At 70.9% G+C, this 26,714-nt stretch carries 18 protein-coding genes; 8 read left to right on the forward strand and 10 right to left on the reverse strand.

The window, feature by feature from the left end; genetic code table 11:
- Nucleotides 1-55: 55 nt before the first annotated feature.
- From ACIA8R_RS31020 to ACIA8R_RS31035, 4 genes are read left to right on the forward strand one after another with little or no spacing between them, the layout of a single operon-like run.
- Entirely contained in the window at nucleotides 56-460 is a 405-nt protein-coding gene (locus ACIA8R_RS31020) for a YbaB/EbfC family nucleoid-associated protein (protein ID WP_397041621.1), read from the forward strand.
- Nucleotides 457-801 carry a hypothetical protein gene (locus ACIA8R_RS31025; RefSeq protein WP_397041622.1) on the forward strand — a complete coding sequence of 115 codons (345 nt, stop codon included), beginning with the start codon at nucleotides 457-459 and terminating at the stop codon, nucleotides 799-801. Before ACIA8R_RS31020 ends, ACIA8R_RS31025 begins: the two co-directional genes overlap by 4 nt.
- A complete protein-coding gene (locus ACIA8R_RS31030) occupies nucleotides 798-14,102 on the forward strand; it encodes a toxin glutamine deamidase domain-containing protein (protein WP_397041623.1) in 13,305 nt (4,434 codons plus the stop codon). The genes ACIA8R_RS31025 and ACIA8R_RS31030 overlap by 4 nt, the downstream gene beginning before the upstream one ends.
- 13 nt (nucleotides 14,103-14,115) lie before the next feature.
- The gene (locus ACIA8R_RS31035; RefSeq protein ID WP_397041624.1) at nucleotides 14,116-14,430 is read left to right on the forward strand and encodes a YrhB domain-containing protein; all 315 of its coding nucleotides are present in this window, start codon (nucleotides 14,116-14,118) and stop codon (nucleotides 14,428-14,430) included.
- 94 nt (nucleotides 14,431-14,524) lie between these two features.
- Here the strand turns inward: ACIA8R_RS31035 and ACIA8R_RS31040 are convergent, their stop codons facing one another.
- Together ACIA8R_RS31040 and ACIA8R_RS31045 are read right to left on the reverse strand one after the other, a co-directional pair.
- A complete protein-coding gene (locus tag ACIA8R_RS31040) occupies nucleotides 14,525-15,787 on the reverse strand; it encodes a WXG100 family type VII secretion target (protein WP_397041625.1) in 1,263 nt (420 codons plus the stop codon).
- On the reverse strand, nucleotides 15,772-16,191 hold the full coding sequence (locus ACIA8R_RS31045; protein WP_397041626.1) for a hypothetical protein: 420 nt from the start codon (nucleotides 16,189-16,191) through the stop codon (nucleotides 15,772-15,774). The genes ACIA8R_RS31040 and ACIA8R_RS31045 overlap by 16 nt, the downstream gene beginning before the upstream one ends.
- Nucleotides 16,192-16,304: 113 nt before the next feature.
- Between ACIA8R_RS31045 and eccB the strand changes: the two genes are divergently transcribed.
- Complete coding sequence (gene eccB / locus ACIA8R_RS31050; protein WP_364092960.1) at nucleotides 16,305-17,738, forward strand: type VII secretion protein EccB; 1,434 nt, start codon at nucleotides 16,305-16,307, stop codon at nucleotides 17,736-17,738.
- Nucleotides 17,739-17,749: 11 nt separating this feature from the next.
- Here the strand turns inward: eccB and ACIA8R_RS31055 are convergent, their stop codons facing one another.
- The 6 genes from ACIA8R_RS31055 to ACIA8R_RS31080 all read right to left on the reverse strand — a co-directional run bounded on the left by ACIA8R_RS31055 (nucleotide 17,750) and on the right by ACIA8R_RS31080 (nucleotide 21,997).
- On the reverse strand, nucleotides 17,750-18,517 hold the full coding sequence (locus tag ACIA8R_RS31055; protein ID WP_364092958.1) for a WXG100 family type VII secretion target: 768 nt from the start codon (nucleotides 18,515-18,517) through the stop codon (nucleotides 17,750-17,752).
- Nucleotides 18,518-19,567, reverse strand: a complete 1,050-nt coding sequence (locus ACIA8R_RS31060; protein ID WP_397041627.1) for a hypothetical protein — start codon at nucleotides 19,565-19,567, stop codon at nucleotides 18,518-18,520. It lies immediately after the preceding gene.
- Nucleotides 19,564-20,877: a hypothetical protein gene (locus ACIA8R_RS31065; protein ID WP_397041628.1), complete on the reverse strand. Its 1,314-nt coding sequence runs from the start codon at nucleotides 20,875-20,877 to the stop codon at nucleotides 19,564-19,566. Before ACIA8R_RS31065 ends, ACIA8R_RS31060 begins: the two co-directional genes overlap by 4 nt.
- Nucleotides 20,874-21,254, reverse strand: a complete 381-nt coding sequence (locus ACIA8R_RS31070; RefSeq protein ID WP_357701775.1) for a hypothetical protein — start codon at nucleotides 21,252-21,254, stop codon at nucleotides 20,874-20,876. The genes ACIA8R_RS31065 and ACIA8R_RS31070 overlap by 4 nt, the downstream gene beginning before the upstream one ends.
- Nucleotides 21,255-21,322: 68 nt before the next feature.
- Complete coding sequence (locus tag ACIA8R_RS31075) at nucleotides 21,323-21,628, reverse strand: WXG100 family type VII secretion target (RefSeq protein WP_357701773.1); 306 nt, start codon at nucleotides 21,626-21,628, stop codon at nucleotides 21,323-21,325.
- A gap of 24 nt (nucleotides 21,629-21,652) precedes the next feature.
- Nucleotides 21,653-21,997 (reverse strand): WXG100 family type VII secretion target, encoded by a 345-nt coding sequence (locus ACIA8R_RS31080; protein ID WP_364092949.1) that lies wholly within the window; start codon nucleotides 21,995-21,997, stop codon nucleotides 21,653-21,655.
- A gap of 254 nt (nucleotides 21,998-22,251) precedes the next feature.
- On the opposite strand from ACIA8R_RS31080, the gene ACIA8R_RS31085 reads away from it, so the two are divergent.
- The 3 genes from ACIA8R_RS31085 to ACIA8R_RS31095 all read left to right on the forward strand — a co-directional run bounded on the left by ACIA8R_RS31085 (nucleotide 22,252) and on the right by ACIA8R_RS31095 (nucleotide 24,630).
- Nucleotides 22,252-22,671, forward strand: coding sequence for a hypothetical protein (locus tag ACIA8R_RS31085; protein ID WP_397041629.1), 420 nt, complete (start codon nucleotides 22,252-22,254; stop codon nucleotides 22,669-22,671).
- A gap of 100 nt (nucleotides 22,672-22,771) precedes the next feature.
- Complete coding sequence (locus ACIA8R_RS31090; RefSeq protein WP_397041630.1) at nucleotides 22,772-23,944, forward strand: hypothetical protein; 1,173 nt, start codon at nucleotides 22,772-22,774, stop codon at nucleotides 23,942-23,944.
- A gap of 5 nt (nucleotides 23,945-23,949) precedes the next feature.
- Nucleotides 23,950-24,630, forward strand: a complete 681-nt coding sequence (locus ACIA8R_RS31095) for a hypothetical protein (RefSeq protein WP_357701765.1) — start codon at nucleotides 23,950-23,952, stop codon at nucleotides 24,628-24,630.
- Between the two features lies 1 nt (nucleotide 24,631).
- Here ACIA8R_RS31095 and ACIA8R_RS31100 read toward each other — a convergent pair whose 3' ends face one another.
- Together ACIA8R_RS31100 and eccD are read right to left on the reverse strand one after the other, a co-directional pair.
- The gene (locus ACIA8R_RS31100; RefSeq protein ID WP_364092943.1) at nucleotides 24,632-25,078 is read right to left on the reverse strand and encodes a YbaB/EbfC family nucleoid-associated protein; all 447 of its coding nucleotides are present in this window, start codon (nucleotides 25,076-25,078) and stop codon (nucleotides 24,632-24,634) included.
- Between the two features lie 36 nt (nucleotides 25,079-25,114).
- The gene (eccD, locus tag ACIA8R_RS31105) at nucleotides 25,115-26,605 is read right to left on the reverse strand and encodes a type VII secretion integral membrane protein EccD (RefSeq protein WP_364093286.1); all 1,491 of its coding nucleotides are present in this window, start codon (nucleotides 26,603-26,605) and stop codon (nucleotides 25,115-25,117) included.
- Nucleotides 26,606-26,714 lie beyond the last annotated feature (109 nt).

Genomic DNA, 26,714 nt, shown 5'->3' on the forward strand with positions numbered 1-26,714 from the left:
CTTTCAGGCCAGATGATGTTGTTGTTATATTCACCCCAGTTAGGGGGTGGGCCTGATGGAAGACGCGGACGTGGTGGGCCTCCAGGCCTACGCCGACGAGTTACGCGAAACCTTCATGCGCATGCAACGCGAGGCGAGCGATCTCAACGCCAAGGCCCAGGCCATCCGGGTCACCGAGAAGTCCGGCGACGGGCTCGTCTCGGCCACGGTGAGCGTCCGCGGCGAGCTGATCAGGCTCGATCTCGACCCCCGGTTGTACCGCCGGCCCAACGCCAGGGGGCTGGCCGACACGATCACCGACACCATCCGGCGGGCCACCGCCAAGGCCCTGGAGGAGCTGGTCGAGCTCTTCGAGCCCGTGGTGCCGCCCGAGCAGTTGCGGGCCCATCTGGAGGGCGACCTGGAGGCCGTGCTCGATCAGTTCTCCGGCCCGCTGCCGGGAGAGAGACGCCGCCGATGAGCGCCGACGACCGGGCGGACGTGCACATCCGCGAACCGATCAGCAACAGCCTGAACCAGTGGGACGCCATGGCGACCGACCTGAGCACCGCCTGGCCGACCATCGCGGCGCGGATCCGGGCGTTGAACGCCGCCCACCCCCAGGGCGACGGGCCGGACGGCCTGTCCTTCAGCAAGCAGTACCTGGCGGGCGGGGGCCCCGAGAGATTCCTGCGCGACACCGATGACCTGATCAAGGAGATCTCCGGCTCCGGGCCGCTGCTGCGCGCGACGGTCTCCAACACCCTCACCACCGAGCAGGCGATCGACGTGGGCCTGTCGAACGCCTACCGAAAAGCATGATGGCGGGCAAGGGCGACGTCACCACCGCGACCGACGAGGCCCGGAAGCCGGCGGGCGGCACCGGCGCGTTCGACGGCGGGATCGCCACCAAGGACGTGGAGCCCGTCTGGCAGACGGAGGCGCTGCCCGGCTGGGTGGTCCACCACCTGGTCCCCCTGCTGACGGCGGGCCAGAGCTGGCCGGAGGGCAGCGAGAGCAAGCTCTGGGAGTTACGCGTCGAGTACGTCAAGCTGATGAACCTGCTCATCAGCACCCTGGACCCGACCTCCGCCACGGTCCAGACCCTGAACGGCAGCCTCCAGTCGCCCGCCAAGCCGGCCATCTTCAAGCGGCTCGCCAAGCTCTACGACGACAAGGCCGGCGTGGTCGCCAAGGCCCAGGAGTCCTTCTCCTACGCGAAGATGGTCGACAACTTCGCCCGCGAGACCCAGTACACCAAGCTGTCGATCAACGTCGCCTTCTGGATCGCGGTGATCGCCGCGTTCATCGCCCTGATCGCCGCCGGCTTCTTCCCGCTGGCCAGCCTCATGCTGCGCAGCGTGGGCGCGGCGGGCGGGTCCAGGATCGCCCTGATCATGGAACGGCTGGCGCTGGTGGCGGCCAGGTCGGGCCCGGTCGCGGCGAGCGGCCAGATCTCCAAGCTCGCCGGAGCCGGCGCGGGCCGCTTCTTCAACGCGGCGCTGGCGGCCGAGCTGTTCGAGGAGATCTCCGAAGAGCTCGTCATCGACCTCACCACCCAGTACCAGCAGATCAGGATGGGCACCCGCGACTCGCTGGACTGGAAGAAGGTCAAGGCGGCGGCGATCGGCGCGGGCGCCGGCGCGATCGCGGGCACCAAGCTCGGCGACCCGATGTCGCGCTTCGCCAACGACCTGCCCGGCATCTCGCGGCTGAACCGGATCGCGGGCGACAACCGCGGCGTCGGCAACGCGTTCCTGCGCTTCCCCGGACGCGCGCTGAACACCGGCCTGAACAACATGGTCGCCTCGCCCGCCGGCAGCATCGTCGCCAACTACGCCGTCTACGACCAGTTCGCGCTGCCGGGCGCGGAGGGCTTCTACGGCGGCTTCCTCGGCGGCGCGGGACGTACGAACACCCTCAGCCCGACCAACCTGGAGGTCTGGCACGCGGCCGTCACCCCGGTGACCTCGCTGAGCGGCGTGTTCAACGAGGCGATGGCGGCCCAGCGGAACGCGTCCACCATCACGACGGCTCCCGGCCTCGGGGACCTCTCCTCCGTCCCCGGCCCTCAGACCGGTTCGCCCGACGCCGGCGGGAGCCCGGTGTTGCCGCAGGGCGACCTCTCCGGCGGGGGCAGGCGGGACCGTACGAGCACGGTCACCGAACCGGCGGCGCCCCAGCAGCCCGCACCGAAGGCGGCCCGAGCCGTCCAGACGCCGGACGCCGCCCCGGACACGCCGCAGGCCCCCCGCCCCCAGCACCCCGGCGACACCAAACCCCGCCAGGACGCCCCCACCCCTCAAGTTCAATCCCAACCGCAGGCCCAGCCGCAGGACCAGCAGGACCGATCGCAGGACCCGCGCCCAGACGCGCGACCGGCGTCCCAGCCGGCCGCGCAGGACGCCTCCCCCGCCGCCGATCAGCAGGCCGCGCCCACGACGGACCAGGCGCCCGCCGAAACGCCGCACACCTCCCCCGGCTCGGACACCGCCGCCTCCCAGACGCCGGCCACCACCCCGGACACGACCACCACCCCGGACACGGCCCCCGCTCCGGACACGACCACCACCCCGGACACGACGCCCGCTCCCGACCGGACCAGCGGCACCCCCGACACGTCCGGCGCCCCGGCCGAGAACACCACCCCGGCCGAGAACACCACCCAGGACAGCACCGGCACCCCGGAGACCGCGCGGACCGAGGGCCCGCAGAGCGTCGGGGAGCCCCGTACCGCCGAACCCGCTCCGGCCCCGCAGGACACCGGCACCCTCACCACGGCCGAGACGGCGGCCGCCCCCGGCCCCACCCCGCAGACCCAGGCTGACCCCACCCCCGTCCCCGCACCCGCCCAGCAGGCCGCCACCCCCGGCCCCGCCCTGGTCACCAGGCTGATCGGCGCCGTCCGCCGTACCAGGGACGCCCATGCCCTCGTGAGCGGGCGTCCCGTCAAGCGCACCAGGTTCGTCGCGAACGGCCGCGAAAGGGGCGTGCCGGCGCTCACGGTGGCGGAGGCCAGGGCGGCGTTCGAGGTCGAGGTCCTCGCCTCCGACCTCGGACCCGAGGTCACCGGCATGCGCTGGACCGCCGCCGACACGCTCGTGGTCGAGGTCACCGGTCTCCCCGACCAGCGGTTCACCTTCACGGTGGGCCGCGTCACCCGCAGCCGGCTGGGCCGGACCGTGCTGTACGCGAACGGCGAGAACAAGGTGCGGCTGGCACCTGGCGTGGCCCCCGACCAGGTGGCCAGGCTGATCCTGCACGAGATCGCCGACACGTTGCACGCCAGGAACCAGCCGCGCCAGGGCCTGATGCGCCGCCTGATCACCCAGCCGAACGAGCGCGACGAGTGCCTCACCGCCCGCCGTCGCGAGCTGGTGTTCCTGACCCGCCGGATCGGCGAGACGAGCGGCATCGAACGGTCCGTCATGGAGGCGGAGCGGGACGCCGTACGCAGGATTCTGGAGGCCCACGGCGAGCTGGAAGGGGGTGAGGCGCGACCGGCGCCGGCCCGTCAGTCGACGAACGACCTGATCGACCTGCTGACCCGCCACGACCAGGCCGTCGCCCAGCTCGAACAGGATCTCGACCAGGTGCTGGCGCAGCAGATCGACCGGCTCCTGCGCGTGGAGTCCGACCTCCGGCTCCTGGCGATGACGGTCACCGACATGGGCACCTCCTCGCTGCTGACGGCGGCGTCCCAGGCGAGGGCCGCGTACGAGAGCGCCCAGTCGCTCGTGCACACCGCGGGCGCTCCCGGTAGGAAGGGCACCGAGTTCGCCAGGGCGCTGCACGCGGCCCACCAGCTCCGCCTGCGGTACGAGGAGCAGGCCGACCCGGCCGTCTTCGTTCCCACGCTGCCCCAGGCCGCCGAACCGGACGTGCTCGGCGCCCACATCGCCGCGCTGCGGGCGGCCGCCGACGAGCTCACCAGCCCGGCGCGACGTTCACCGGGCACGGCGGCGGAACGCCAGAGCGCGGCCGACTCGGCCGTACGGGCCGCCGAGACGTACCAGTTGCTCCTCGACGAGACGGTTCAGGCGCGGCGCATCCTGATCGCCCCGCCGCACGAGCTCGCCTCGCAGCTGCTCCGCCTGGGCGCCACCCACGAGGGGTACTACCGTAAGCTCACGACGCTGGACCTGCTGACGAACACGCGCGACGCCCAGGCCATCGACGCCACGCTCGGCGACCTCCTCCAGCGCGTGTCGGACCGGCGGGCCGCCGCCACGGCGCTGCGTACCACCATCGAGGGGTTCGACGGGGTCGTCAGGGCGCAGCGCGCGGCGGTGCGCGCCTACAACGAGGCGGCGAGCGCGCCGTACGTGCTCGCCGCGGAGGCGCTGGCCGCGCGGGACCTGGAGGGCGCACGGAGGTGGCGAGCCATCGCGGCGGAGCTCGCCCGGCTCGGCGCGCTGCACGAGGCGGCCGAAGGCCTGGCGATCGCCGCCCGCGACGCCCACGAGGTGCTCGCCGACATGCTGAAGGGCGTGGCCTCGGGAGAGCCGGTCGACCACGCCGCGCTGAACGCCGCCGCGCGAGCGGCCGCCACGGCCATGGAGGCGTACCAGGATGCGGTAGCCGCGCTGCCGCCCGCGACACCGCCCGCCCTCTCGGTGCCCGAGCCCCCGCCCACCGCGCTGTCGGAGCTGAGGGCGGAGGTCGAGGCGGAGGAGAGGAGGCTGGAGGCCGCCTGGGCGCACAACCTCGAACTCAGCAGCCGTCACCGGCACCATGCCGAAGAGTCCTGGGACAAGGCTCGGGAGGCCTGGAATCACGCTTTCCTGCACGGCCTGAACGAGGACGACGGCGCTCCCGAGCGCGCGCGTCGGCAGGTGCTGGCCGCCGAGCAGGCGGAGTCCGCCGCCAGGTACCACGCGCGGGCAGCCGAGCGGTACGCGGCCGCCGCGATCGCCGCGAACCAGGCACTCGATGCCACCGACGCGACACTGACCGCCCTGAACAGGGTGAACAGGCCGGACAAGCCCAGAACGCTCCAGGTCGAAGTCGCCCTCCAGGAGATGCGGAGCCGATCGGACGCCTACGACTCGGCACACCGGGAGGCACTGCCGCCGCCGCACGCCCTGCTGGCCGCCTACACCGCCGGCCCGATCGCCAACCTGGCCCCGCTGACCGAGCTGGTCAACAAGCTGCTCACGGACCAGGGCCTGTCCGCACGCTTCTCCCAGGAGGAGCTGAGGCGGGCGATCCGCCAGGCCTTCCAGACCGCGGTCGCGCCGGACGGCCTGCTGCTGCGCCTGAACGGGACCGCAGGCGCGGAACTGCGGATCCGGTTGACGCTTGACGACCTCATGGAGGTGGTGAAGCCGGCCGCCTCCCACTCCGAGACCATGCTCGGACAACTGCCGCAGGGTGGCGGCAGGGCATCCGCCACCGGCCGCCGCTCCAGGGGGTTGACCTTCGACCGGGACATAATGGACCTGGGCCGGCATTGGATGCGGAGTACGCCCTGGGAGACCCTCCACCGCATCGCCGACCACGGTGTCCTGAAGCTCAAGTGGAGGCGGGGTGGCACTCACTCCGTCTCCACCTCGGCTCAGGACAACTGGCTGGGCGGCAACGTCGAGGACAATCGCGGCACGGCCACCATGTTCACCGCCAGGGCGAGCTGGAGCGTGGAACTGCGCACCGCGTCCGGCACCCCGGTGACCGCCTCGCCGCCCGCCGGGGAGACCACGCGTCAGAGCCTGTGGCTCTCGCACGCCTATCTCCTCGATCCCAGTGACCAGCCCCTCCAGCTTCCCGAGGCCGACCGGCGGCGCTCCCCCTTCCCCGAGCACGTCGTCGTCAGCATGACCGGCCTGCTCGATCTGGCCGAGCGGGTGACCGGGCGGCTGCCGAAGGTCATGCGCAGCCCCGTCGCCCGCGACCAGGTCGTCACGGCGATCACCGAGGACCTGCCCGGCAACCTCGGCACGGCCGTCAACGATCCGGCGGGGCTGCGCCGGACCATCATCGTGAACGGCCGGATCCATGGCGTGATGACGATGCGCACGACCGTGCTCCCCGGGGACACACGTGTCGGCGGCCCCAGCACCAAGCACCACCAGGAACGGCTGCGCGTCGGATCCTCCCACGCGGGCCAGAGCCATTCCGACAGCCACGACACGGCCCTCGGGGGTGCCGTGGGGTGGACCTCGCAGACGGCCGACCAGACCGGTCAGCACCACCCTGCATGGGAAGCCGCCCTCCGCGGCGATGTGGACAGAGCGGCATCCGCGTCCACCGGCGTGACCGGCGTGGCCATCCATCCGAGTGTGCATCGATGGGCGGGTGAGACCCAGGGCTACCTGCTGAACATGGTGCACACGGTGACGATCCAGATGGACGGTCAGGACCCGATCACCCTCGTCTCCGACCCGAACACCGGACTGTTCCGCATCCCCGAACCGGACGCCTACCGCTACGGCCTGCCGGTCGACCCGGCAGCGGAGATCGGGCGCGACGCGGACGGCAACGTCGTGCTCAGAGGCGATCCCGCCAAGGTCGATCCGCCCGGCAGAATCGGCGCACTGCCCACCTGGTACGGGACGGGCGAGAACCAGACGCGCGGCGCGGGCCCGGCGCTGGTTCAGCGGATCACCGGCATGGACTCGGTCCGGGAACAGGTCGAGAAGTATCTGCGCCGCGAAGGCGTGTTGCCGAAGCTCAAGAACGGCGTCCCCCACTACTCCCTCGACGCCTCGGTCAGGGCGAGCCAGATGGCCAACGAGCAACTGGTCGCCGAGCAGTTCTCCGCCGAACGCCTGGAGACCGGCTACGACCAGGCAGCCCAGGCGGGCCTGATCGTCAACCTGGTCCACCCCAGCCCCCTCGGCCCGGCCGAGCACTACACCCTGCGGATCAGCCTGAGACAGGACTTCGACAACGCCGTCTACGAGGGGGTGACCGGCGCCGAGCCGGTGGTGAACCTGGACATCGGCTCCGACACCTACACCTCGTCCCGGAACCTGACCGGGTCGTGGGGAGCGGGATTGGGAAGCGGCCTCTCCCTGAAGGACGACCCCGGCCTCGATCTCGGGGGATCCAACCTCTCCGCCGGCCTCGGCCGGAACCGCCAGGTGGAGCTCACGACGGGCAGCACCGTCAACCAGGTGAAACTTCTGGAGGGCACCGGGCAGAGCGCGGTCTTCCGCATCCCGCACGTCGTCCAGGTCGAGCGGCTGACCGGGGCGAAGCCCTGGACCGTGGCGGAGGGACGGGCCGGGGACGCGCGGATCGTGCTCCCCTCCGACCTGCTCCCGCTCGCGTTGTCGTCCGACGGGCACCCGCGTCCGCCGGGGCCGCGGCACCGCACCTCGACGTCGGTGCTCCGGCGGGCGACCGTCGCCCACCTCGACGTCGGCGACATCGCGACGACCGTCGCGGACCTGCTCGACGGTTCGCTCGACCGCGGCTCGCCCGCGTTCCAGCACCTCGCGGCGTTCTTCAACGTACGCAGCCTGGTCAGCCACCCCGAGGTGTTCACCACCGGTCACCGGACAGGGGTGGACCGCCAGACGGCGAAGGGGACGGCACGGCACCAGCCGGTCCGCCTCCGCCTGACGCAGGGCCAGTCGCGCTTCCTGTCCGCCACCGACATCCTGGTCGGCGACATCAACCTCACCCTCAGTTCCCAGAGCAGCACCACCCGGATCTCCAGACCGCGGGACGTCGGGGGCTCCATGGGAGTGCCGGCGCCCGGTGAGCGGGCGGAGGAGGGGAGCGGCACCACCTCATGGGGGCGTACGACCTCGAACGAGCGGAAGCTCATCTCCGGCCCCGAGCGACTGACCATCGACACGGGCAGGCACTACGCCTTCGTGATGGACGTCGCCGCGGAAGTGACCGTGGGTTCCGGCGTCGGCGCGAAGAAGGTCACGCGGAACGACGGCACCGCCGTCTACCTGGTCGCCGAACGTGACGCGCTCGACCTGTACGCCAACGAAGAGGTGGAGCTGCCGCTGCACCAGCTCGCCGACGCGGCCGAACGGGTGATGAACGGCGACCTGAAGCTCGGCCGCCGGGTCGCGGTCAGGTTCATCACCCGGTACCTCCAGGACCTGGAAAGCGCGAGGACCGCCCATCCGTCGGGTGTCCCGGGCCTGACCACCCTGCCCGGCGTCCCCCTCAGCCGGGGGCACGACACCGGCAGGGCCCTCGCCGCGCTCCTCGAACTGTTCTCCTCCGAGACGCTGGCCGAGATGATGCCGCCGGGCGTTCCGCCGGGCCGGCCCGGCGAGACGGACGCCGAGACCATCGACCGCATGCTGAGCCGGCCGGAGTTCCACCACCACGTCAAGGCGCAACTGGAGGCGGCCGCCCGGCGGCTGGAGAACGGCGAGGTGGCCGCCGTGCTCGCGCCGCCGTACCAGGACTCCATCGGCATGAGCACCGTCAAGGGGGTCAGCCTCCATCCGGAGGACCAGCCGGGCGCCGAGGTCGAGCTGCTGGAAGAGATCAAGAAGGCGGTCGAGGCGGTGGCTCCGGGCGCGCTCGCCCGGGACACCCAACTGTGGCGCGCGCTGTCGGCCGACTTCTCCGGCAACAGCTGGCTGGGCAAGATCGACACTCTGCTCGATCCGGACTCCCCGCCCGCCGAGTACACCGTCAGGGGCGACGGGCTCACGGACACCCTTGAGGTCACCGTACGGGCCGTGCTCGGCGATGACGTCCAGTATCGGGGCGAGGTCTCCGACGTGGGGCAGATCCTCCAGCTCTACACCATGCACGAGGAGAACGTCTCCGAGTCCTCGGCGCTGACCGGCACCTTCGGCGGCAAGGACACGGAAGACGACATGGAGTCGGGTTCCACGGGCACCGACCACGGACGCGGCGCCTCGGCCGCGAGCAACCTGCAAGAGACCCGGGTGCAGCGGGCGGCCTCGTTCGAGGGGACCAGGGCGGAGGTGCGCCAGGGCATCAGGCTCGTGGTCGACGTACGGCGGGTGAGGTCCACGTCGCCTGTGGAGGACGCGTCGCTGGTGGCAGAGGTTTCCCGGCACGTCTCGGGAACCATCGACCGGCTCGTCCCGCCCGGCATGGTCGCGCGCGCGGGCACCGCTCCGCAGCCCGCCGTGGCCGATCCACGGCCCTTCCCCGTGCCCGAGAACTTCATGGTCGAGAGCACGCGGGTGAAGGACCTCGCCAAGGCCGTCGAACAGCACCTGAAGGCGACGGTGGGCCGCGACCTCTCCCTCCGGGAGTCCCGTGCGCTCGCCCGGATCCTGACGGGCAGCAACCGGAACGTCAACTTCGAGCTCATGACGGCCGAGGACGGGCTCATGGTGCTCGAAGTGCCGCTGGCGCACCGCAGGGTGGCGCGCGTGCACGTCGGAGCGGTCTTGTCCGAACCCGTGACCATCGCCCAGGGTCACAAGGACTTCGAGATCGGGCAGGTCGACCGCAGGCAGTGGGGTACGTCCGCGAGCGCGGACCGTACCCGGTGGTTGCCGGCCGGGTTCTCCGGCGGGAGCAAGGACATAGGGAGGTGGCTCCCGTTCGGCCTCAAGTTCGGCATGGGCGGGAGCTACCGCAGCCAGGGCGTCGACGGCGCGTCGGTCGGCGGCGGCCACCGCAGGGAGACCAGCGTCTTCGAGAAGGCCGACAGCAGTTCGGTCAGGTTCCGGGTCGACTACACCGTACGCGTCGAGGTCTCGCCGGCCCAGAAATCCGGGCAGAGGCCGCCTCAGGGGGCCGTCCGCGTCGCCACGGGCCACGCAGATGTGATCGTCTTCGACGAGGTCATGCGGGAGCTGGCCGAACAGGCCGAGAACCCGCCGCCGGTTGCCGGCCACGAGGCTCCCGGGCCGGTCGCCCCCGCTGCCGCCGCCCTGCCGGGGCCGGTCGGCCCGGGGACCGGGCGGCCCGTTCGTTCGTACGGGGAGCTCAGGCAGGCGCAAGTGGACGCCCGCGATCGGAACGAGAACGTCCTGGTCACGCTCCGGCCTCCGTACGGGCCGCCCCTGACCTACGTCGCCACCCCCGACGGCCGCCTGACGGCGCAGGAGGACGACGGAGGATTCGGGCGGCGCTTCGCCGGACTGCCGTCCTCCCTGATCGCGGTGGCCGAGCAGCACGGCATGGACCTGCTGGCCCTGCACGAGCGCACCACGCCGAGGACGGACACGAACCCCGCCGCCTCCGTCGACCCCGCCGGACGCCCCGAGCGGCAGGCGGAGGCGGATCAGGCCCCCAGCCTCGCCGAGCACCTGAGGAACGAGCTGAGCAGGCGCGGCATCCTGCCGGCCGCGGATCCGGCTGCCTGGCCGGCCAAGAACAAGCCCGACGACGCGGAGAACGGGCCGGGCGGCGCGCCCCGTCACACCCACGCCTCCCCCCTCCCCGACTCCGGATTCGTCGCGGACGGCCGGGCCGCCGAAGAGGACGACCTCACCGTCGACGAGGCACGGGAAACGTTCAACAACGAGCTGCTGCTGGAGGACTTCGGCGGCGTCGCCGGCACCTGGCGGGTGCTCTGGAACGACGGCGACACGCTCACCCTGGAGTCCGACCTGCTAGGACGGTTGCACTTCCAGTTCCGGGTGGCGCCGATCCAGGGCGGCTACCTCGGCGAGACCACGGCGACGAGCACCGGCAAGCAGGGCGATCCGCACGTGGTGACCCTGGCTCCCCGCGTCGCCCCCGACCAGGTGGCCCGGCTCGTCCTGCACGAGATCACCGACGTGCTCCAGTTCCGTATGGAGGGCGACCACACGCACTCGCACGCGCCGGGAGAGGCCACGCGCGACGAGTGCGTCACCGCCCGCCGCAACGAGCTGCGCTTCCTGGAACGCAAGCAGCGCGAGGCCCTGGCGGCGGGCGACACCGCGGCCGCGGACCGGCTGGCCGTCGAGATCGCCGCGGTGGAGGCCGACCTCGCCGCGCGCACCGGCCCCTCGCACCCCATCGACGCCCTGATCAACTGGACAGAAGAAACCGACACCCAGGAAGCCTCGGACATCCGAACCGCCCCGGAACCGGAGGCCCAGGGCATCCCTGATGATCCGGAGCTGGCGGCTCTGGGGGTCCGGGGCGCGCCGGAGCACATCGCCGCGAACGTCTCCAAAGTGACGATGGCCGATGGCTCCTCCGCCCTGCTCATGGAGGAGCTCACCCCTCAGGGCCGGAACCTGACCCTGCTGATGACCGAGCTGGCCCACCGCCTGGGCCTGGTCGGCCCCCCGAGAGCGGCCGGTGACCGGCACATCTTGATCGACTGGACCCCCACCTCCTCAGCCACCTCCTCCTCAGCTACCTCCTCCTCCGACTTCCTCGGCACCCGTGAGGCGGTGCTGGCCGGATACCTCGTCGCCCTGGCCGACATCACCCCGCTCGTCACCAGCCCGGCCCTCCACGTGCTTGCGAGCCGCCGCCCGCTGCTCGACCTGTTCCTGCGCAAGGACGCCTCCGGCCGGCGCGAGTGGGCGGGCAACCCGCTGTCCCCCTCGGACCTCATGGCGCTGGAGGCCATGCTGGTGGCCGCACGTGAGGACTTCGCACAGTCGGGCCTGCAGACCCAGTTCGACCAGATCATGGAACGTCACTGGTCACTCGCCGGGGGCCCACTCGTCGGCAACGCGGCCGGCCGGGAGAGCGTGCTGGCCGCCGCGCCGGGGCAGTACCTGCGTCTCGGCATGGTCGAGCAGCTCAGCGCCGCCGCCGACCAAGGCTCACCCTCGACACGTACGGGCACGAAGCCCGCGGCCGGCAGCCGGACCATCGATCCTGTCCTGCGCCTGCGTGACAATCTCCGGCAGGGCATCGTGTGGAAGCGGTCTTCAGCCTCCCTGGGCGACGTCGTCACGTTCGCCGACGGGTCCCAGGGGCTTGAGGTCCCCGCCCACCTGACCGCGCAGGTCCTCGTCCAGGCGCTGGTCAGGCGGGTCCTGGGCATCGCCGGTCCAGCCGTGCACGTCGACGGCGACGGAGTGGTCTGGCGTACGTTCGGCAACGACACGTTGCGGGTGAGCCTGACCACGGGCATCGCCCGCTCGGTCGAGGCCCCCGGACCGTACGGACGCACGACCGAGGTGACCTTCGGCGACGGCCGGCGGGCGCTGCGCCACGAGTTCCCGACCCGTGAGCAGGCCGACGAGTTCGAGGCCACGCTGGAGGAGCTCATCGAGGCCCGCGCCGGCGTGCCGGGCTCCCATCGGGCCACCCGCACCATCGTCTACGAAGAGATCATCACCGAGTCTCCCGCCGAGGCGGAGGGCCGCCTGGCCACCCGGGCACTGTACGCCCTCCTTCGTCATGGCCGGTCGCCGGACCAGACGACCCTGCGACGACTGCTCGACGCCAACCCGCTCCTCGCCCGATTCGGCAAGACCGTCGACGGGCGGTTCCACGCGGGCGCACCGGTGTTGTCGGCCCATGTCGTCGCCGACCTGACCGCCAAGCTGGAAGAATTACGCGCCGTCTTCGCAGTGCTCGACCTCGACGCCCGGCACGAGTGGCTCCTGAACACGCTGAACGGCCTCATCGGCTCCGACGAGGCCGGGCTGATCCCGCTGGCGTTCTCCGAGGACCTGACCACGCCGGAGTACCGGGTGCCCGCATGGCAGCCCCCGCTGGGATCGGATTCCCTGCTCGCCGAGCTCCTGCGGAACGACCACCTGGCCCAGGCGTACGAGCGTGGGCTGTTCGATCTGATCGCGCAGGCCGAAGCCGAACTGGCGGGACGGCCCACCGCCGCCGGGCACGTGTTCGCCTGGGTGCCCGGCAAGCTGATCCCTTCGAATGCCGCGCCCGGCGACGGGTTCTTCATGAGGCGCTTCATCGACGGCGTCGACGACGGCGGCGACATCGATCTTCTGGCCGAACATCCCACCGGCGTACGGGTCACCGTCCTGTCGACCGGCTATGTGCCGGTCGGGGATCTGTCGGGCAAGCCGCATCATGCCACCCTCAGAACTGACGCCCCGTTCGTCGTGACGGCCGTGCTGCGGACGCCCGACGGGACGCCGCACTACTTCCTCACTCAGACGTCCGCCCGGCCCCGGTCGGACACCATGGTCACGCCGGCGATCAGGCTCTCCAGTGAGCTGGCAAGGGATCTGGCGGCCCTCTTCCAGGACACGGTCGACCGGACCCCCGCGGGCGTACGCGTCCGCAGCGGTCGGGCCCATGACGCCGCGCCTTCCACGACGCCGGCCACCCAGGGCGTCTTCGTGGTCGAGGGGCGTTACGTGGAGCAGGGCATGATGGTCGGCGGCCAGCGGCTGCGGGCCGAGGCGGTCGCGGCGATGCTGCTGATCTTCGCGGATCTGCCGCCGGGCGCGACGATTCTGCTCGCTGGTCCCCATGACGGCACGACGGACTTCGCGCAGGAGCTCGCCCGGTTCACCGATCGGGTGGTACTGGCCGCGGACGGCCCGGCGGAGAGCACGACGGAGGACGGCCCGTCCAGCCCGGACGCCCTCAGGTCACTGGCACGGCTCAAGATATTCCTCCCCGCCGACACCTCGGGCCTCGTGGCGGCACAGCTCCGGGCCTGGCTCCGCTCCGAGATCCCGCAGATGAACGAACCCTTGACTCTGAGCACGCCCGGCGGCTGGGCCGGACCCGAACGTCTTCCACTCGCCGAGATCCGCCCTCGCAACACGGGCAGGCTCTATTTGCCCGAGCCCTTGACAGAGACGGAAGAAGCCCGGATGCGAGGGGCATATCTGATAATCAGAAGGATCCTTGAGCAGGCCGGCGGACGCGCACTCCGTGCCTCTGAGATCGAACGCCTGCTGCCGCACATCAACCCCCTGAGGGGCACGATCAACTGCGCTGAGGTGGCGCTCGCGGTCGACGACATCCTCAGCGGCCGACCCGCCGTCGCCGGGCTGAGGGGTGAGCATGCCGGCACCCAATACGGAATTTACATCGGTCGCGCCCTGCGGCTCCCGTTGCACATGACTTCCTCACTGGAAGAGGCGGAGAACCTCGTCCGGCAGAACCCGGGCTCCCGTGGGATACTGGTGGGCCATCGCGCCAGCGGCGCGGGGCATGCCTGGAACCTCGCCAACACGGATGACGGCCTGTTCTACATAGACGGCCAACCCGCGTGGATGAGCGCCGTCAATCGAAATGATCGCGGGTTCGTGTCCTACAGGTTCTACCCGACGGCCTGAGAAGAGAATCGCAGTGATCGACAGAAGTGAAGCCGAACGCATCGCCCTCGAGTTCTCCCGCGACCTCATGACCCAGTACGACCGGGAAGAGATCGTCCTCAATGACGAGGCGGCCATCGAGAAACCGTACGGATGGCTGTTCGTCTTCACCACGGCCGCGTTCCTGCGCACCCGCGACTGGGAGGACGCCCTGCTCGGGGCCGGTCCGCTGCTGGTCCTGCGGGAAGACGGCCAAGTCGTCGTCCTTCCCACGTTCTACTCCGAGGAGGACGCGTTGCGGGCGTACGAGGAAGGACGCCTGAACAAGGGGTTCGAACAGACCGAATGATCTGAACGCCGCCAGTACGCTCTCGACGCGAAAGACGCGTCATGAAGCCGGGCCGCTCCCCGGACGGTCGGCGACCGTCGTCCCTGCGGTCCGGTCAGCCGATTCTGCCGGAGACGGCGTCGCCCGGGTCGTTGCCCCAGACGTCGTCGTCCTCGTGCAGCCAGGTGCTGTTCTCCTTGTCCTCCGACTCGTGCGCGCCGGCGCCCGCCCCGCCCATCGGCAGGAACGGCATGCCGGCGCCGGTCGCGGACCTGGCGCCGAGGGGGAGGCCGCCCACGCCGGGCAGCACGCCGCCGCCGGTGCCGGTGCCGGTGCCCGGGCCGCCGGCCCCGAACGGGTAGGGGGAGCCGACGTTCGGTGCGGAGGTGCCGGAGGCCCAGGAGACCGGGCGCTGGAAGTCCTCCAGGGTGGTGCCCGAGCCGGGGACGTCCGGCAGACGGCCGCTGCCCGGGGCGGCGCCGGTGTACGAGCCGGTGCCGCCGGCGTGGGAGCCGGTGCCGTCGACGCCGCCCGGTGCGTCGGCGCCCGATCCGGTGGCGCCGTCGGAGGCTCCGACAGGGTGGCGGCCGTCGGCGGACGTGTCGGTCCCGGTGTCCGGGTGGCCGCCGTACGTGCCGAGGGTGTCGCCGGGCAGCCGGGACCCGCCCGTGTCGTCGGACGTGACGTCGTCGATGTCGATGTCGTCGGCCCGCGGGTCGCCGCCTGGATCCTTGTACAAGGTCGGGTCGATCTGGTATTCGTCCTTCTCGCCGCTCGGGCCCGTGTCGGCGACGGGGGTGGCGGCGGGCTTGAGATCGGGCACGACCTTGGTGACGCTGGCGGGCAGCTTCTCGAAGACCGCGCGCAGGTCGTTGTTGAGCAGCCGGAGATGCTGACCGGCGAGGTGGTTCTGGGAGCCCGGTTCGAGCCCCTTGTCCATCGTCATGTACACGCCGGGGAAGTCGTCGTCCCACGTCCTTCCGTCAGACTGGCTCCAGGCGAAGGACTTGTGCTGCACGAAGTCCTGGTGGTCCTCAAGCCTCTTGACGAGCCCCTCCAGCGGCCCGCTCATCGCCGTGAACTTCGCCGCCAGTTCCCGGATGGTGGCGTGCAGGGTGCGCAGCGCCTCCTGAGCCTCCACCGACGAGGCCCCCTCCCAGTGCTTGGCCATTTGGGCCGCCCCCGATTCCAGGGCCTGGTTCATCGAGGTGAGCCGCGTGGCGGCCGTCTTGTAGCCCGTCACCACCGTTTCGAGAGTCTGCGGGGTGAGCATCATGATCAGGTCCTTGACCGCAGCAACGCTCTGGTGGGTGTTGACGGCGAAGGACACCTGCCCCTCGGGGCGAATCGGGTGTTCGGCCCTCAGATCTCTTGCCATCCCGCGTCCTTCTTCGGGGCGATGGACAAGTTCAGGGCTTCCGCCTGCTTGTAGTTGCCCGCACCCGTGTAGATGAGCCCGATCGCGAGCACCAGCTTCTCGTTGACCTCGTCGTACACCTTGGTCAGCTCCTGGTGGCCCTGCATCAGCGTCGCCGCGAAGTTGACGCCGCCGTCCCAGTTCTTGATCGTTTTCAGCGGCTTGGTGAACGCCTCCAGCGAACTGCCGATCTCAACCATCTCAGGGCTGGGTGTCTGGCCGGCGGCGAGGAGTTCCCTCAGCTTGTCCCTAAAGGCGTTGGCGACCTCTTCGATTTTCGAGGGACTGGATTCGACGCCGTCCCTGTCGGCGACCAGACCCGGCCAGCTCTGCTCCAAATGCCAACCATTGTCGGTTGGTGCCATGACAGCCTCCCGCATGTGGTTGATCAAGGAGCCTACTAGTCTCCTCAGCCGTATAAAAGCGTGATATCCACCCTCGTTAAATTTCTTTCGGAACCTGCGTAACATTGTCCGTCATGCAGACCCGAAAGGATCTCTATCAGGCGCACAAACTGATGACCCAGCGCCTGGGACTGGCACTGCTTCAGGGCGAGCCGGACCTGCCCGAGTCCCCCATGCGGCGGTACAACGTGGCGACGTTCGCCGGCATCCTCCTGCTGGTGCTGATCACGGCCGGGTTCGGGATCTGGGGCATGCTCAGCCCCGGCGGCGCCACCAAGCTCAAGGAGGCGGGCCAGCTGCTGGTCGAGGAGGAGACCGGCGCCTCCTACGTCTACAACCAGAGCGACGGCAAGCTCCAGCCGGTGGAGAACTACGTCTCCGCCAGGCTCCTGCTGGACAGCCAGGAGATCAAGGTCCGTACGGTGTCGGCGGAGTCGCTGGCCGGCTTCGCACGGGGGCAGAAGGTCGGCATCTCGGGCGCGCCCGACTCGCTGCCGAAGCCCCAGAAGCTGGTCAGATCTCCCTGGACGGTCTGCGTGGTCGAACAGCAGGACGCGACAGGGGTCCGCCGTCCGTACGTCACGCTGCTGGGCGGGATCGACGTCGGTGGCACGCCGGTGGGCACCGACGCGCTGCTCGTCGACGACGGGCAGCAGAACTGGGTGTTGTGGAACAACTACCGCATGCTGGTCAGGAGCCCGCGCCGGCTCACCGACCAGGCGCCGCGCCGCGTGCCGATCTCCTGGGTGAACTCCATTCCCGCGGGCCCGGACTTCGCCGCGCCGGCGATCGCGCAGCGCGGCAAGCGGGTGCCGGGTCCCGGCGGCTCGCCCGCGCGGGTGGGGCAGGTCTTCACGCCGGCCGCCGTCCCGGGGGTGCCGGAACGCTGGTACGTGCTGCTCGCCGACGGCCTCACGCCCGTCACCCACACGCAGGCGACGCTCCTGCTCCAGGACCCGGACACCAAGATCGCCTACGGCCGCGGCCGGGTACGCCCGATCGCCGTGGACGCCGCCACCGTCAACGCCGCCAAGATGTCGGCCCTCCGCCTCCTGGGCGGCGGGCTGCCGACCACCATGCCGCGCTTCCGCGCCCCGTCGGCGGACGCCCCCCTGTGCGCGGTGTACGCCGACACGGTCAGGGGCTCGGTCCGGGCACGGCTGACGACCGGGGCGACCTTGGCCATCCCGAAGCCGCCGAGCAGCGGCAACCCCGACCGCGTCGACCAGGTGCTGCTGCCGCCCGGCGGCGCGGCGCTGGCAGGTCAACTCTCGGGTGAAGGCCAGATCGACGCCATCCACGAGTACTCCCTCATCACCGACGAGGGCAGACGATTCCGGCTGGCCTCCCCCGACCTCGTCGGCACGCTGGGCTACGACGCCGCCCAGGTGGCGCCGGTGCCCGCGCATCTGCTGCGGCTCATCCCGGAGGGCCCGCTCCTGGACCCCGCCGCCGCGCGGAAGCCCGTCGGGGAGACGTCGTCCGAACGCCTCCCCGGCCGGTCCTGAAGGCCGTCCGCTCAGGTGCGGGGGAGACCGGCCTGCGTGTCCTGCTTGGGCACCAGCGAGTGGGTCTCCACGCTGTACTCGAGCGCGGCGGTGCTGAACTCCGGCAGGTCGCCGGACTTCAGGGTGTCGAGCTCGTTCGGTATGCCCTTCATCGTGGGGAACAACTTCCCGCTGGCCTCGGACTGCTGGACGGCCTGGTAGAACAGGGTGCCGAGGACGGTGACCGCGATGCCGTGCTTGATCAGCACCTTCCTCACGGAGCCGACCGCGGTCCGGGCCAGTCTTATCTGGATCACCTCGCCGAGAGGGCTGGTGAAGACGTTGCGGCGGACATAGAACAGCGTCCACGCGACAGCCATCATGAGACTGGCGACGCCGACGCAGGTGATCGCCCCCGCGTAGTACAACTTCGCGCTCTGGTCGACCGCCTCGCCGGTGGCGTTCCGTGTCGACCTGAGCGTGGCCAGGGATTTGGTGAAGTCCGCGTAGGCCTCGTCGAACTTCTCGCGTGCCGTGCCCTCCCAGGTGGTTCCCGTGCCCGTGACCGTGGCCTGCAGTTGCTTGAGCTGTTCCTCCAGCGCGGCCAGTTCGGAGGTCGTCCCGCCGTTGTCGGTGGTGCGCCAGGTCTTGGACGACCCCGACATGCGCCCCGGATCGGAGGTCATGAGCCCGATCATGGCCACTATGTAGAAGGCCCAGGGACGTCTGATCAGGACCGTCGCGCCCGAGGCGATACCGACCGCCGTGATGTACAGGCCCTTGCCCTCCTCGTAACTCATCTACGTCTCCTTGCCGATGATCTCGGGAGCGATGTCCTCGTCGTCCTCCCAGACGCCCTCGTCCTCCGACAGCAGCGAGCCTTCCTGCCGGTCGCGTTCGTCGAGGCCGTTGCCCGAACCGGCCATCGGCATCATGGGCATCATCGGCATGCCGCTGCCCATTCCCCCGGACGTGCCCATGCCGGGCACTCTCGGACCGGCGGCGCCGCCACCGCCCGAGCCCGCGCCGTTGCCGGTCGGCGACCCCCAGGTGGTCCCCGGCCGGGTGCTCAGGTCGGTCAGGTTCGGGTTCGGCGTCCCGTTCAGGGCCCTGGGGTCGTACGACGACAGGCCGGTCGTGTCCTGCGGCGAGTTGATCGCCGAGTCGATGTCGGGGACCTTCATGTTCGGATCACCGGCGCCGGACAGGCCGGAGTCCGGCCGGTCGATCCCCGGCAGGTCGGTGCCGGGAAGGTCGCTCCCGGGCCGGTCGGCGTCCGGCAGGCCACCGTTGGGCGGGTCCGTGCCGGGCAGCTCGGTATCCGGCCGGTCCGTGACGGGCAGGTCGGCGTCCGGAAGGTCGCCGTCGGGCAGGTCGGCGTCCGGCATGTTCAGGTCCGGCGATTCGGGCATCTTCGGGGTCGGCACTCCGCCGCCGGTCGGGTCGTACTCCTGGTCCTTGCGGTACAGGCCGGCGTTCTCCTCCTCGGCCTTGTGGTAGTTGGCGTCGGCCGCCTTCAGCGCGGCCTGCCAGCTCTGCAGCGCCTTCTTGCCCCGCTCCAGGGCGGTGGACTGGGCCGAGATCGCCCTGTCATGGGCCCTGGTGAGCCCGTAGCCGATCACGCCGAAAGCGGGGAAGGGCACCCCCATGTGGCCGGACTTGGCCCGCAGCGCGTCGATGATCGCGGTCTGTCCGTTGATCTGGCCGCTCGCCGCGTTGAGCGCGCCGTCCGTGAAGGAGATGCCCGACGACGGCAGCGGCACCTGGGTGCTCATCGGGATGCCGTACTGGCCGTAGGGCTGCTGCCCGGTCGGCTGCGCGCCGGCGCCGTTCTTCTGCTGGTCGCTCACCTGATCACCGGATCCGTCACGTCATGGTTGCCGTTCCAGGCCGACCTGTCCTCCGACAGGTAGGTGGTGCGCTCCAGGTCTCCGCCCGCGTCCCCGATCGGGCCCGCGCCGCCCGTCATCGGGAGGAACGGCGTGCCGGACAGGCCCGCCGCACTGCCGCCGCGCATCACCCCGAGCCGCCCGCCGGGTGTGTACGCGCCGTTCGGCGAACCGATCACCGACGGCACGGGCTGGTTCGTCGCGACCGGCGCCGCGGTCGTGTTGGGGGTCGCCACGAGAGGTGGACGCTCGCCGATCGTGGGCTGGTAGGCCGAGCTCTCGGTCCGGACCGGGTCGGCCTCGGGCGTGGCGTCGTCGAGCTCGGTCCTGTCCTGGGCGCCGATCACCGGCGGGGTGGTGCCGTCCTCCGTGCCCGTGCCTGTGCCTGTGCCTGTGCCGGTGTTGCCGGCCTGGTCGCCGGGGTGTTGGCCAGGTGTGTCCCCGTCGGTGGGCTGGTCTCCGTCGGCGGGCTGCTCGCCGGGGGGCGTCCCCGGAGCGGCGTCGTCCTCGCCGTCCGGGGGGATCTGGTCCGGCGCGCCCGGGTCGCCGGCGCCTGTCGTGCCCCCCTCGCCCGTGCCCGTCCCGTCCGGGGCGCCCGCGCCGGTCGTGGGCGACTCGCTCCCGCCCGTCCCGCCGTAGGCGACGCTCGTCGTGGCGAGCGGGCCGCCCGGGACCGTGACGGCCGGCAGCTCGTAGGTGATGTCGTACGGGACCGAGCCGAGATGCAGGTCGCGGATCTTCTCGTTGAGCTTCCGCAGCGCCGCCTGCGCCCGCATGTTCTCCAGCAGGGCGACGGCGTTGGCCTCGTCGTCGCCCTGCCGGTCGAGCCCGTACAGCGCCCGGTGGACCCGTACGACCTCCTGGACGTCCGGGTCGTTCTTGTCCAGTTTGATGCCTTCGACCTCGGCGATGGCCACGGGGATGGAGTCGGCGTAGCCCTCCAGGCTGCGGCCCATCTCCGCGAGTTTGTGTGCCAGCTCGTTGCCGGTGGCGTACAGGAGTTCGAGCGCGATGCGGGCCCGGTCGGCGTCCGGCCCCTTCCAGATGGTGAGGATCCGGCCCGCTTCGTCCTCGATCCCGACGACCGCGTTGAGGACCGCCTCGGCCGTGCTGATGTAGGTGGATCCGGCGAGTTTGACCAGGTCCGGCTGTGACGTCGCCAGCAGGCGCTGGATCTCCGCCTTCGGATGGACCTCCGTCTCGCCGGAGGGGACCTGGTCGCCCCGGAGGACGAGCGTCTTACGCCTGGAGCCGGCGCCGGCCATGGTCACCCGCCCTCGTTCCGGGTGTCCGCCTCGGCGTGGTTGCCGGCGCTCGCCTCGATCGCGGCGATGACGCTCTTGTACGCCTCCACGAACTCGGCGTAGACCTGGCCGAACTTCTGCCCCGCGCCGTCCCTGCCCGCGGTCGAGCCGAACACCTTGGCGTCGATCCACTCGCCGAACTGGGCGGCGCCGGGCTGGACGTCGGCCAGGGTGCGCCCGCTGACGCCCGGCTTCTCCATGGCCTGCAGATTCTTCGACAGAGCCTCGGCGATCGACCGCATCACGGAGGGTTCATGCACCCTGCCGTCGCCCTGGAACTTGTCGGCCGTGTGCGCCGGGATGCCCAGCGGGTCGGTTCGTGGTTCGGGTTCCTGGTTGCCCATCGGCTCACCCCTGCTGATACGAGACCCCGGTCACCACGTGGCCGCGGCGACCGGGAGGCGGAGGCGCGTCAGTCCGTCCAGATGGCGATGTTGCGCCGCTCGGCGGCCTCGTAGTTGCCCTTGGCGATGTTGACCGCGGTGGCGGCCTCGAAGAGCTGCCTGCCCATGGCCCGTTCGTGGGCGTCCCACTGGTCCTTCTTGGTGTTGAAGAACTGCTCGGCCTCGCCTTCCCAGCTGGCGGCGAGCTCCTTCTTGATGTCGGCGAACAGGTCGTCGGTGACCTTGTCGAGCTCGGTCACGACCTTCTTGAGCTCCTCGTAGGCCTGCTCCATGCTGCCGAACTTGACGTATGTGTGATCATCGGGAACGGTCACTGGGATCTCCGTGGCGTCGGCCGGCTAGTTGCTGTTGATGACGTTGTCGATCCGGCCCGTGAAGCCGTCCCTGGCCAGGGACCCCGACAGCTCCATGTTCTCGTCGGCGGCGTTCCGGTAGACCCCGGCGCCCATGTTGAGCCGGTCGTGGATGTCCTCAAGGATCTTGATCACGGCCTTGAACTCGACGTCCCACTCGTCGAGGGCGTGGCTGAACTTCTGGGCCGCGCCGCCCCGCCACCCCTGAGTGGTCAGGTCGCCCTTGATCGTCTGAACGCGCTGGCGCATGCCTTCGATGTACTGCGCGGTGTCCTCGCAGTACCCGGCAGCGTTGGTCAGCTGCGTCGGACTTGCTCCGTACAGTGCCACTGGACCTCCGAGTGGACATTTCCTTGTCTCGCATACCGGTTGGCCGACATGAATAAGGCGAACCCTTGCGAAACAACATCGACTCGCATGTTAACCACCACCCGTCCCAGCGATCACAACCGTCCGGTCGCCGAGAAGAAATCTGCGCTCAATGCCAAAACATTCTGCGCTCTGTGCTAAAGACGCGAAGAACCCGGCATCACAGGATTGCCCCTCGGACAAATCGCCTTTCGACTCCTTCGGAGCTGAAGAACGTGAGAATCACGAAGAGAATGGCCGGTGCGGTCATCGCGACCGTGCTCGGCACGACGGCGGTCCTCACCGCCACCACCGCCTCGGCGTCCCGCCGGGCGGCCGAGACGCCCGCCGTCGTCTGCGGCCCGGGGTACACCGTCCAGCGCCAGGCCGCGTTCGCCGGCGGCGTCGCCTACCTGCTGTACAACCCCGGCAAGCAGAACGCCTGCGCGGTGACGTTCAAGACCAAGGACGTGGGCACGCGCGGCATGGTCTGGTCCGCGGTGGACGTGAAGGGCGCGGGCGTGGTGAAGAACGAGGAGATCACCCCTCTGCACACCGTGCCGGTCTACCACGCCGCGCCGACCGGGTCCTGGGTGAAGTTCTCCGGCGGCGTCAGGACCGCCGACTCCGGCGGCGCGTACGAACGCATCGGCTGAGACCCGCGGGCGGGCCCGCGACGGCCGACCTGTACGGCTGACCGTTCACGCGGTTAGTGTTTCTGATCATTTGGGCGGGTCACAGGCTTTGGGGGCGCGGATGGCCGAGTTCGGAAGCATCGACAGCCTTGTCAACTGGACCACGGCCGAGGACTCGGCGGTGACCGAGCGCATGTCCGCCACGGTCGTCACGAGCGACGGAGACACGGGTGAGCCCGGACAGGTCGCTCCTCTGACGGCCGTCGCCGGCCTCGGACAGGAGCCGTACGCCCAGGAGGTCGCGGACGACGGCGAGCACCGGCCGGACGACGGCGCCGTGGAGCCGGGGAACCCGGGCGACCTCGTCGAGATCTCCGGCGACGGCACCCCACCCGAGCCACACGATCCGCCCTCCACCGACCCGACGGCCCCCGCCCGCGAGGACACCCCGGCCACCGAGGACGACCCGGCCACCCAGAGCCCGCCCATCCTGGAAACCAGCCCTTCCGACTCCACCCCCTCGGATCCCTCCCCCGACCCCGAGACGCCCACCCCACCCGGCGACCCCGAGACACCCGGATCGACCGCGCCGGGGCCGCCCGCCGACTCCGAGGGCACCGGCACCCCCGACGCCGAGCGCCCTCCGTCGCCCACGACCCCCGACCGTCCCGAGGGGACCCCGTCGTCCGGAGAGCCGACGCCCGACCGGCCGGCCGCGACCACCCCCGAGGACACCGCGAAGGCGCCCGACGTCGCGAAACCCCCCACGGCCACCACCCCCAAGACGGACGACCCCGAGAAATCCCCCAAGGCGACCACCCCGGCGGCCGGCGGCGGCGGGATGCCGAGCGGCGCGACCCCGGACCCCACCGCCGCCACCCCCACCACCCCCGCCGCCGCCGCGAACAAGGACGGCTCAGGCAAGGAACGCCCCCAGGACCCGAAGGCGACCGCGCTGAGCGACGGCGGCGTGTCCGGCGACTGGCGCAAGGCCCGCCCGGAGGCCATGGAACGGCTGGGCCAGAGCCTCGCCCCGACGCAGGCGGGGGGCACGCACACGCCGGGAGACCGGTTCAGGGCGGTGGAACGCATGGTCAGAGGCGCCACCCCCGGCTTCCCGGGCTTCGGCCTGGTCGGGAAGTTCGCCTTCGACGGCGCCTACGACGCGGCCCGCAACTCCGCCGCCGACTACCTCAAGCACGCCAAGAACCAGCTCGGCCGCTGGCAGACCCAGCTCAACGAGGGCGCCAAGGTCATCAGGGACGCCAACGCCAAGAGCACGCCGAAGAAGTAGGGACCATGGACCAACACCGCAACGGCACGAACCTCTACACGATGGCCGTGGCCTTCTGCAACGCGGGCGCCATGATGAAGACCAACGTGGCGCTCTCCGTCGTCTGCAAGATGTGCGCCGCGCTGATCGGCACGATGTTGTCCAGCCCCGAGGACATCCGCGGCACGGCCCACGAGGTGCGCGCCGCGACGCACGAGGTCGAGCAGGCGAAGGAGAGCGTACGGCAGCTCATCGCCGGGGTCTCCAGCCAGGACTGGGAGCAGATGGCCCGGCCCGAGATGGAGAAGGTGGCCGAGAGGTTCACCCTTGAGGTGGCCAAGACCGGCGGCGTGTACAAGGAGCTGGCCCACGCCCTCGACCAGCTCGCGAAGCTGTCCCAGACGGGTGCGGTGTCGTCCGTCACCCTGGGCGGGTTGTTGCTGGGCCTCTCGGCCGCCGGGCACTTCTTCCCGGGCAGTCCGCTGGCGGCCTCGGCGGCCGTGCGGGCGCAGGGGGCGCTCAGGCGGTTCCTGTCCAAGATGCTCGTGGCGTACGGCGCGGCCGCCACCCTGGCCTGGGTGGCGAGCGGGCTGATGTCCGCCTTCAAGGACACGGGCATGTCGGAGGCGGTCACGCTCACCGGCAAGGACGCGCCCGCCTTCGAGCAGGTCGTCATCGCCGACCTGCCCACGCAGCGCCCGGCCTAGCTCACAACTCCAGCCGCCGCCGGATGCGGTCGAGTTCGCCCATCACGTCCTCGAACGTGCGGTTGTAGGCGGACTCCGCCTCCTTGATCTGGTTCAGCGCGGCGTCCGGGTTCCTGAGGTACGTCATGGGGTTGTCCTCGGAGTCGCCGAACGTCTCGCTCATGCCCTCGGCGACCTGCCGTTGCAGGTCGGCGGTGGCGTCGTTCAGCGCCGTCTTGATGAGGTCGGCCAGCTCGCCGGACGCCAACCGCAGGCCCTTGGGGTGCAGTTGCAGCTCGCGGACGCCCTCGTGGCCGCACTCGACGGTGACCAGCCCCTGCTCGTCCTGGGCCCGTCCGACGAAGGAGTCCATCTTCTCCTGGAACTCCTCCATGCGGGCGAACTGCTGGTCGGCCCCCTTGAGCAGCTTCTCGATGTCGATGTTCGCGAAGTCTCCGAATTCCTGCACAGCCTCACTCCTCCGCTCGAAACGGCCAGCAAAGTATCAGCCCGACAACCCGCGTACCCAGGTGTAGAGCTCCAGCACGCCGGCCGCGAGCGGGAAGAGCTCGACGATCAGCAGCAGGTCCAGGATGTCCCCGGCCCGTCCCCAGAACGGCGACGGCTTGCCCGAGGCCAGCCCCCTCCCGACGCCCACCATCAGCAGGGACGCCCACAACACGCAGACCGCCACCGCCAGCGCGCCGACGACCCCGCCCTTGGAGCTGAGCGCGAAGGCCGTCATGGCGAGCCCCGCCATGCCCGACCCGACCAGCCAGAGCCGCTGGCCGACGCCGGAGAACACGCGGGCGCGCATGATGAGCGTCAGCGAGATCGCGACGGTCATGATGTACGCGATCAGGCCGTCGTGCAGCACCAGCAGCGCCTGGGCGACCAGCGCGGCCAGCCCGACGGCGACGATCTGCGCCGTGGCGTAACGCTGGGCGATCACGGTGCGCTCCTGGATCGCCGCCGCGTCGAGCCGCTGGTTGTCGGCGCGCAGTTCCTCGGCCGTCGTGGGCATGGCCGGCAGCGGCACCCGGGCCAGCCGGAACGACAACGTCGGCACCAGCGGGCTCAGCGCCAGCAGCACGGCGATGGCCACGGCCGCCACCCCCGCGGGGACGGTTCCGGTCAACATGACCACCGCCGCACAGACCGCGCCACAGGACGCGGCGATGGACGTGCCGAGAAAGCCGGGAATGCCATGCGAGATCATCATCCCGGCGACGGCGGCGGCGAGCGCGGTGCAGGCGAACGCGGCGAGCAGGTGGGGAGCGCCGACACCGGCCAGGCCGCCGGTCCCGGCGGGCGTGACCAGCCCGGCCAGGAAGGCGTAAGGCAGCGCCGCGTGACCGATCAGCGCGCTCGCCATGGAGTCGCCCATGGCCCGCGACAACACGGTTCCGGCGGCGATGAGCAGCAGTGCGAGCGTTCCGAAGACGACCGGCCCGACCAGCGGGGGCAGGCCCGCCGAAGCCAGGCCGACGGCCCCGAGGACCAGCAGCCCCGTGGCTCCGGCCGCGCCGAGACCTCTGGTGTGGGCCGCCGTCCACTTGCCCGGCCCCTCGCGCACGCCGGTGGCGACGACGTCGGCCACGTCGTCGAAGACCGCGGCCGGCAGGACCGACTCACGGGGGCGCAGGTAGAGGATCTCGGCGTCGAGCACGCCGAGCGCGCTGAGGCTCTGCTCCAGGTCGAGCGGGGCGCCGCCGAGCCGCTGCAGCGTCCATCCCGGCGACGAGGCCGCGTCGCCGCCCACCTCGCCGAGCATGCGCAACAGCCCCGGCAGCACGTGCGGCAGCGGGATGTCGGCCGGCAGCGTCAGGTCGGCCTTGCGGCCGGGCCCCACGATCGTGAGGTTGCACAACGTCGGCAGCGGCAACGGCAGTTGCGCGAGCGCACCCTGCTGAAGCGGCCCCGACGGCGCCTGTGCGGGCCCGGCGGTCTCCCCTGCGGGGGGCCGGGACTCGGGCAGCGGCGGCTTCTGAACCATCGATCCCACGGTCCACTCCGTCCCAAAAGGATCACGGACAGCACAGACCATAGCGGGTCGATTCTGGTAAGAACGTCGCGTGAGCAAAGTGGTTGTCCGGCGCCCGGAG

This window comes from Nonomuraea sp. NPDC051191, from assembly GCF_044455665.1.
Taxonomy (GTDB): Bacteria; Actinomycetota; Actinomycetes; order Streptosporangiales; family Streptosporangiaceae; genus Nonomuraea.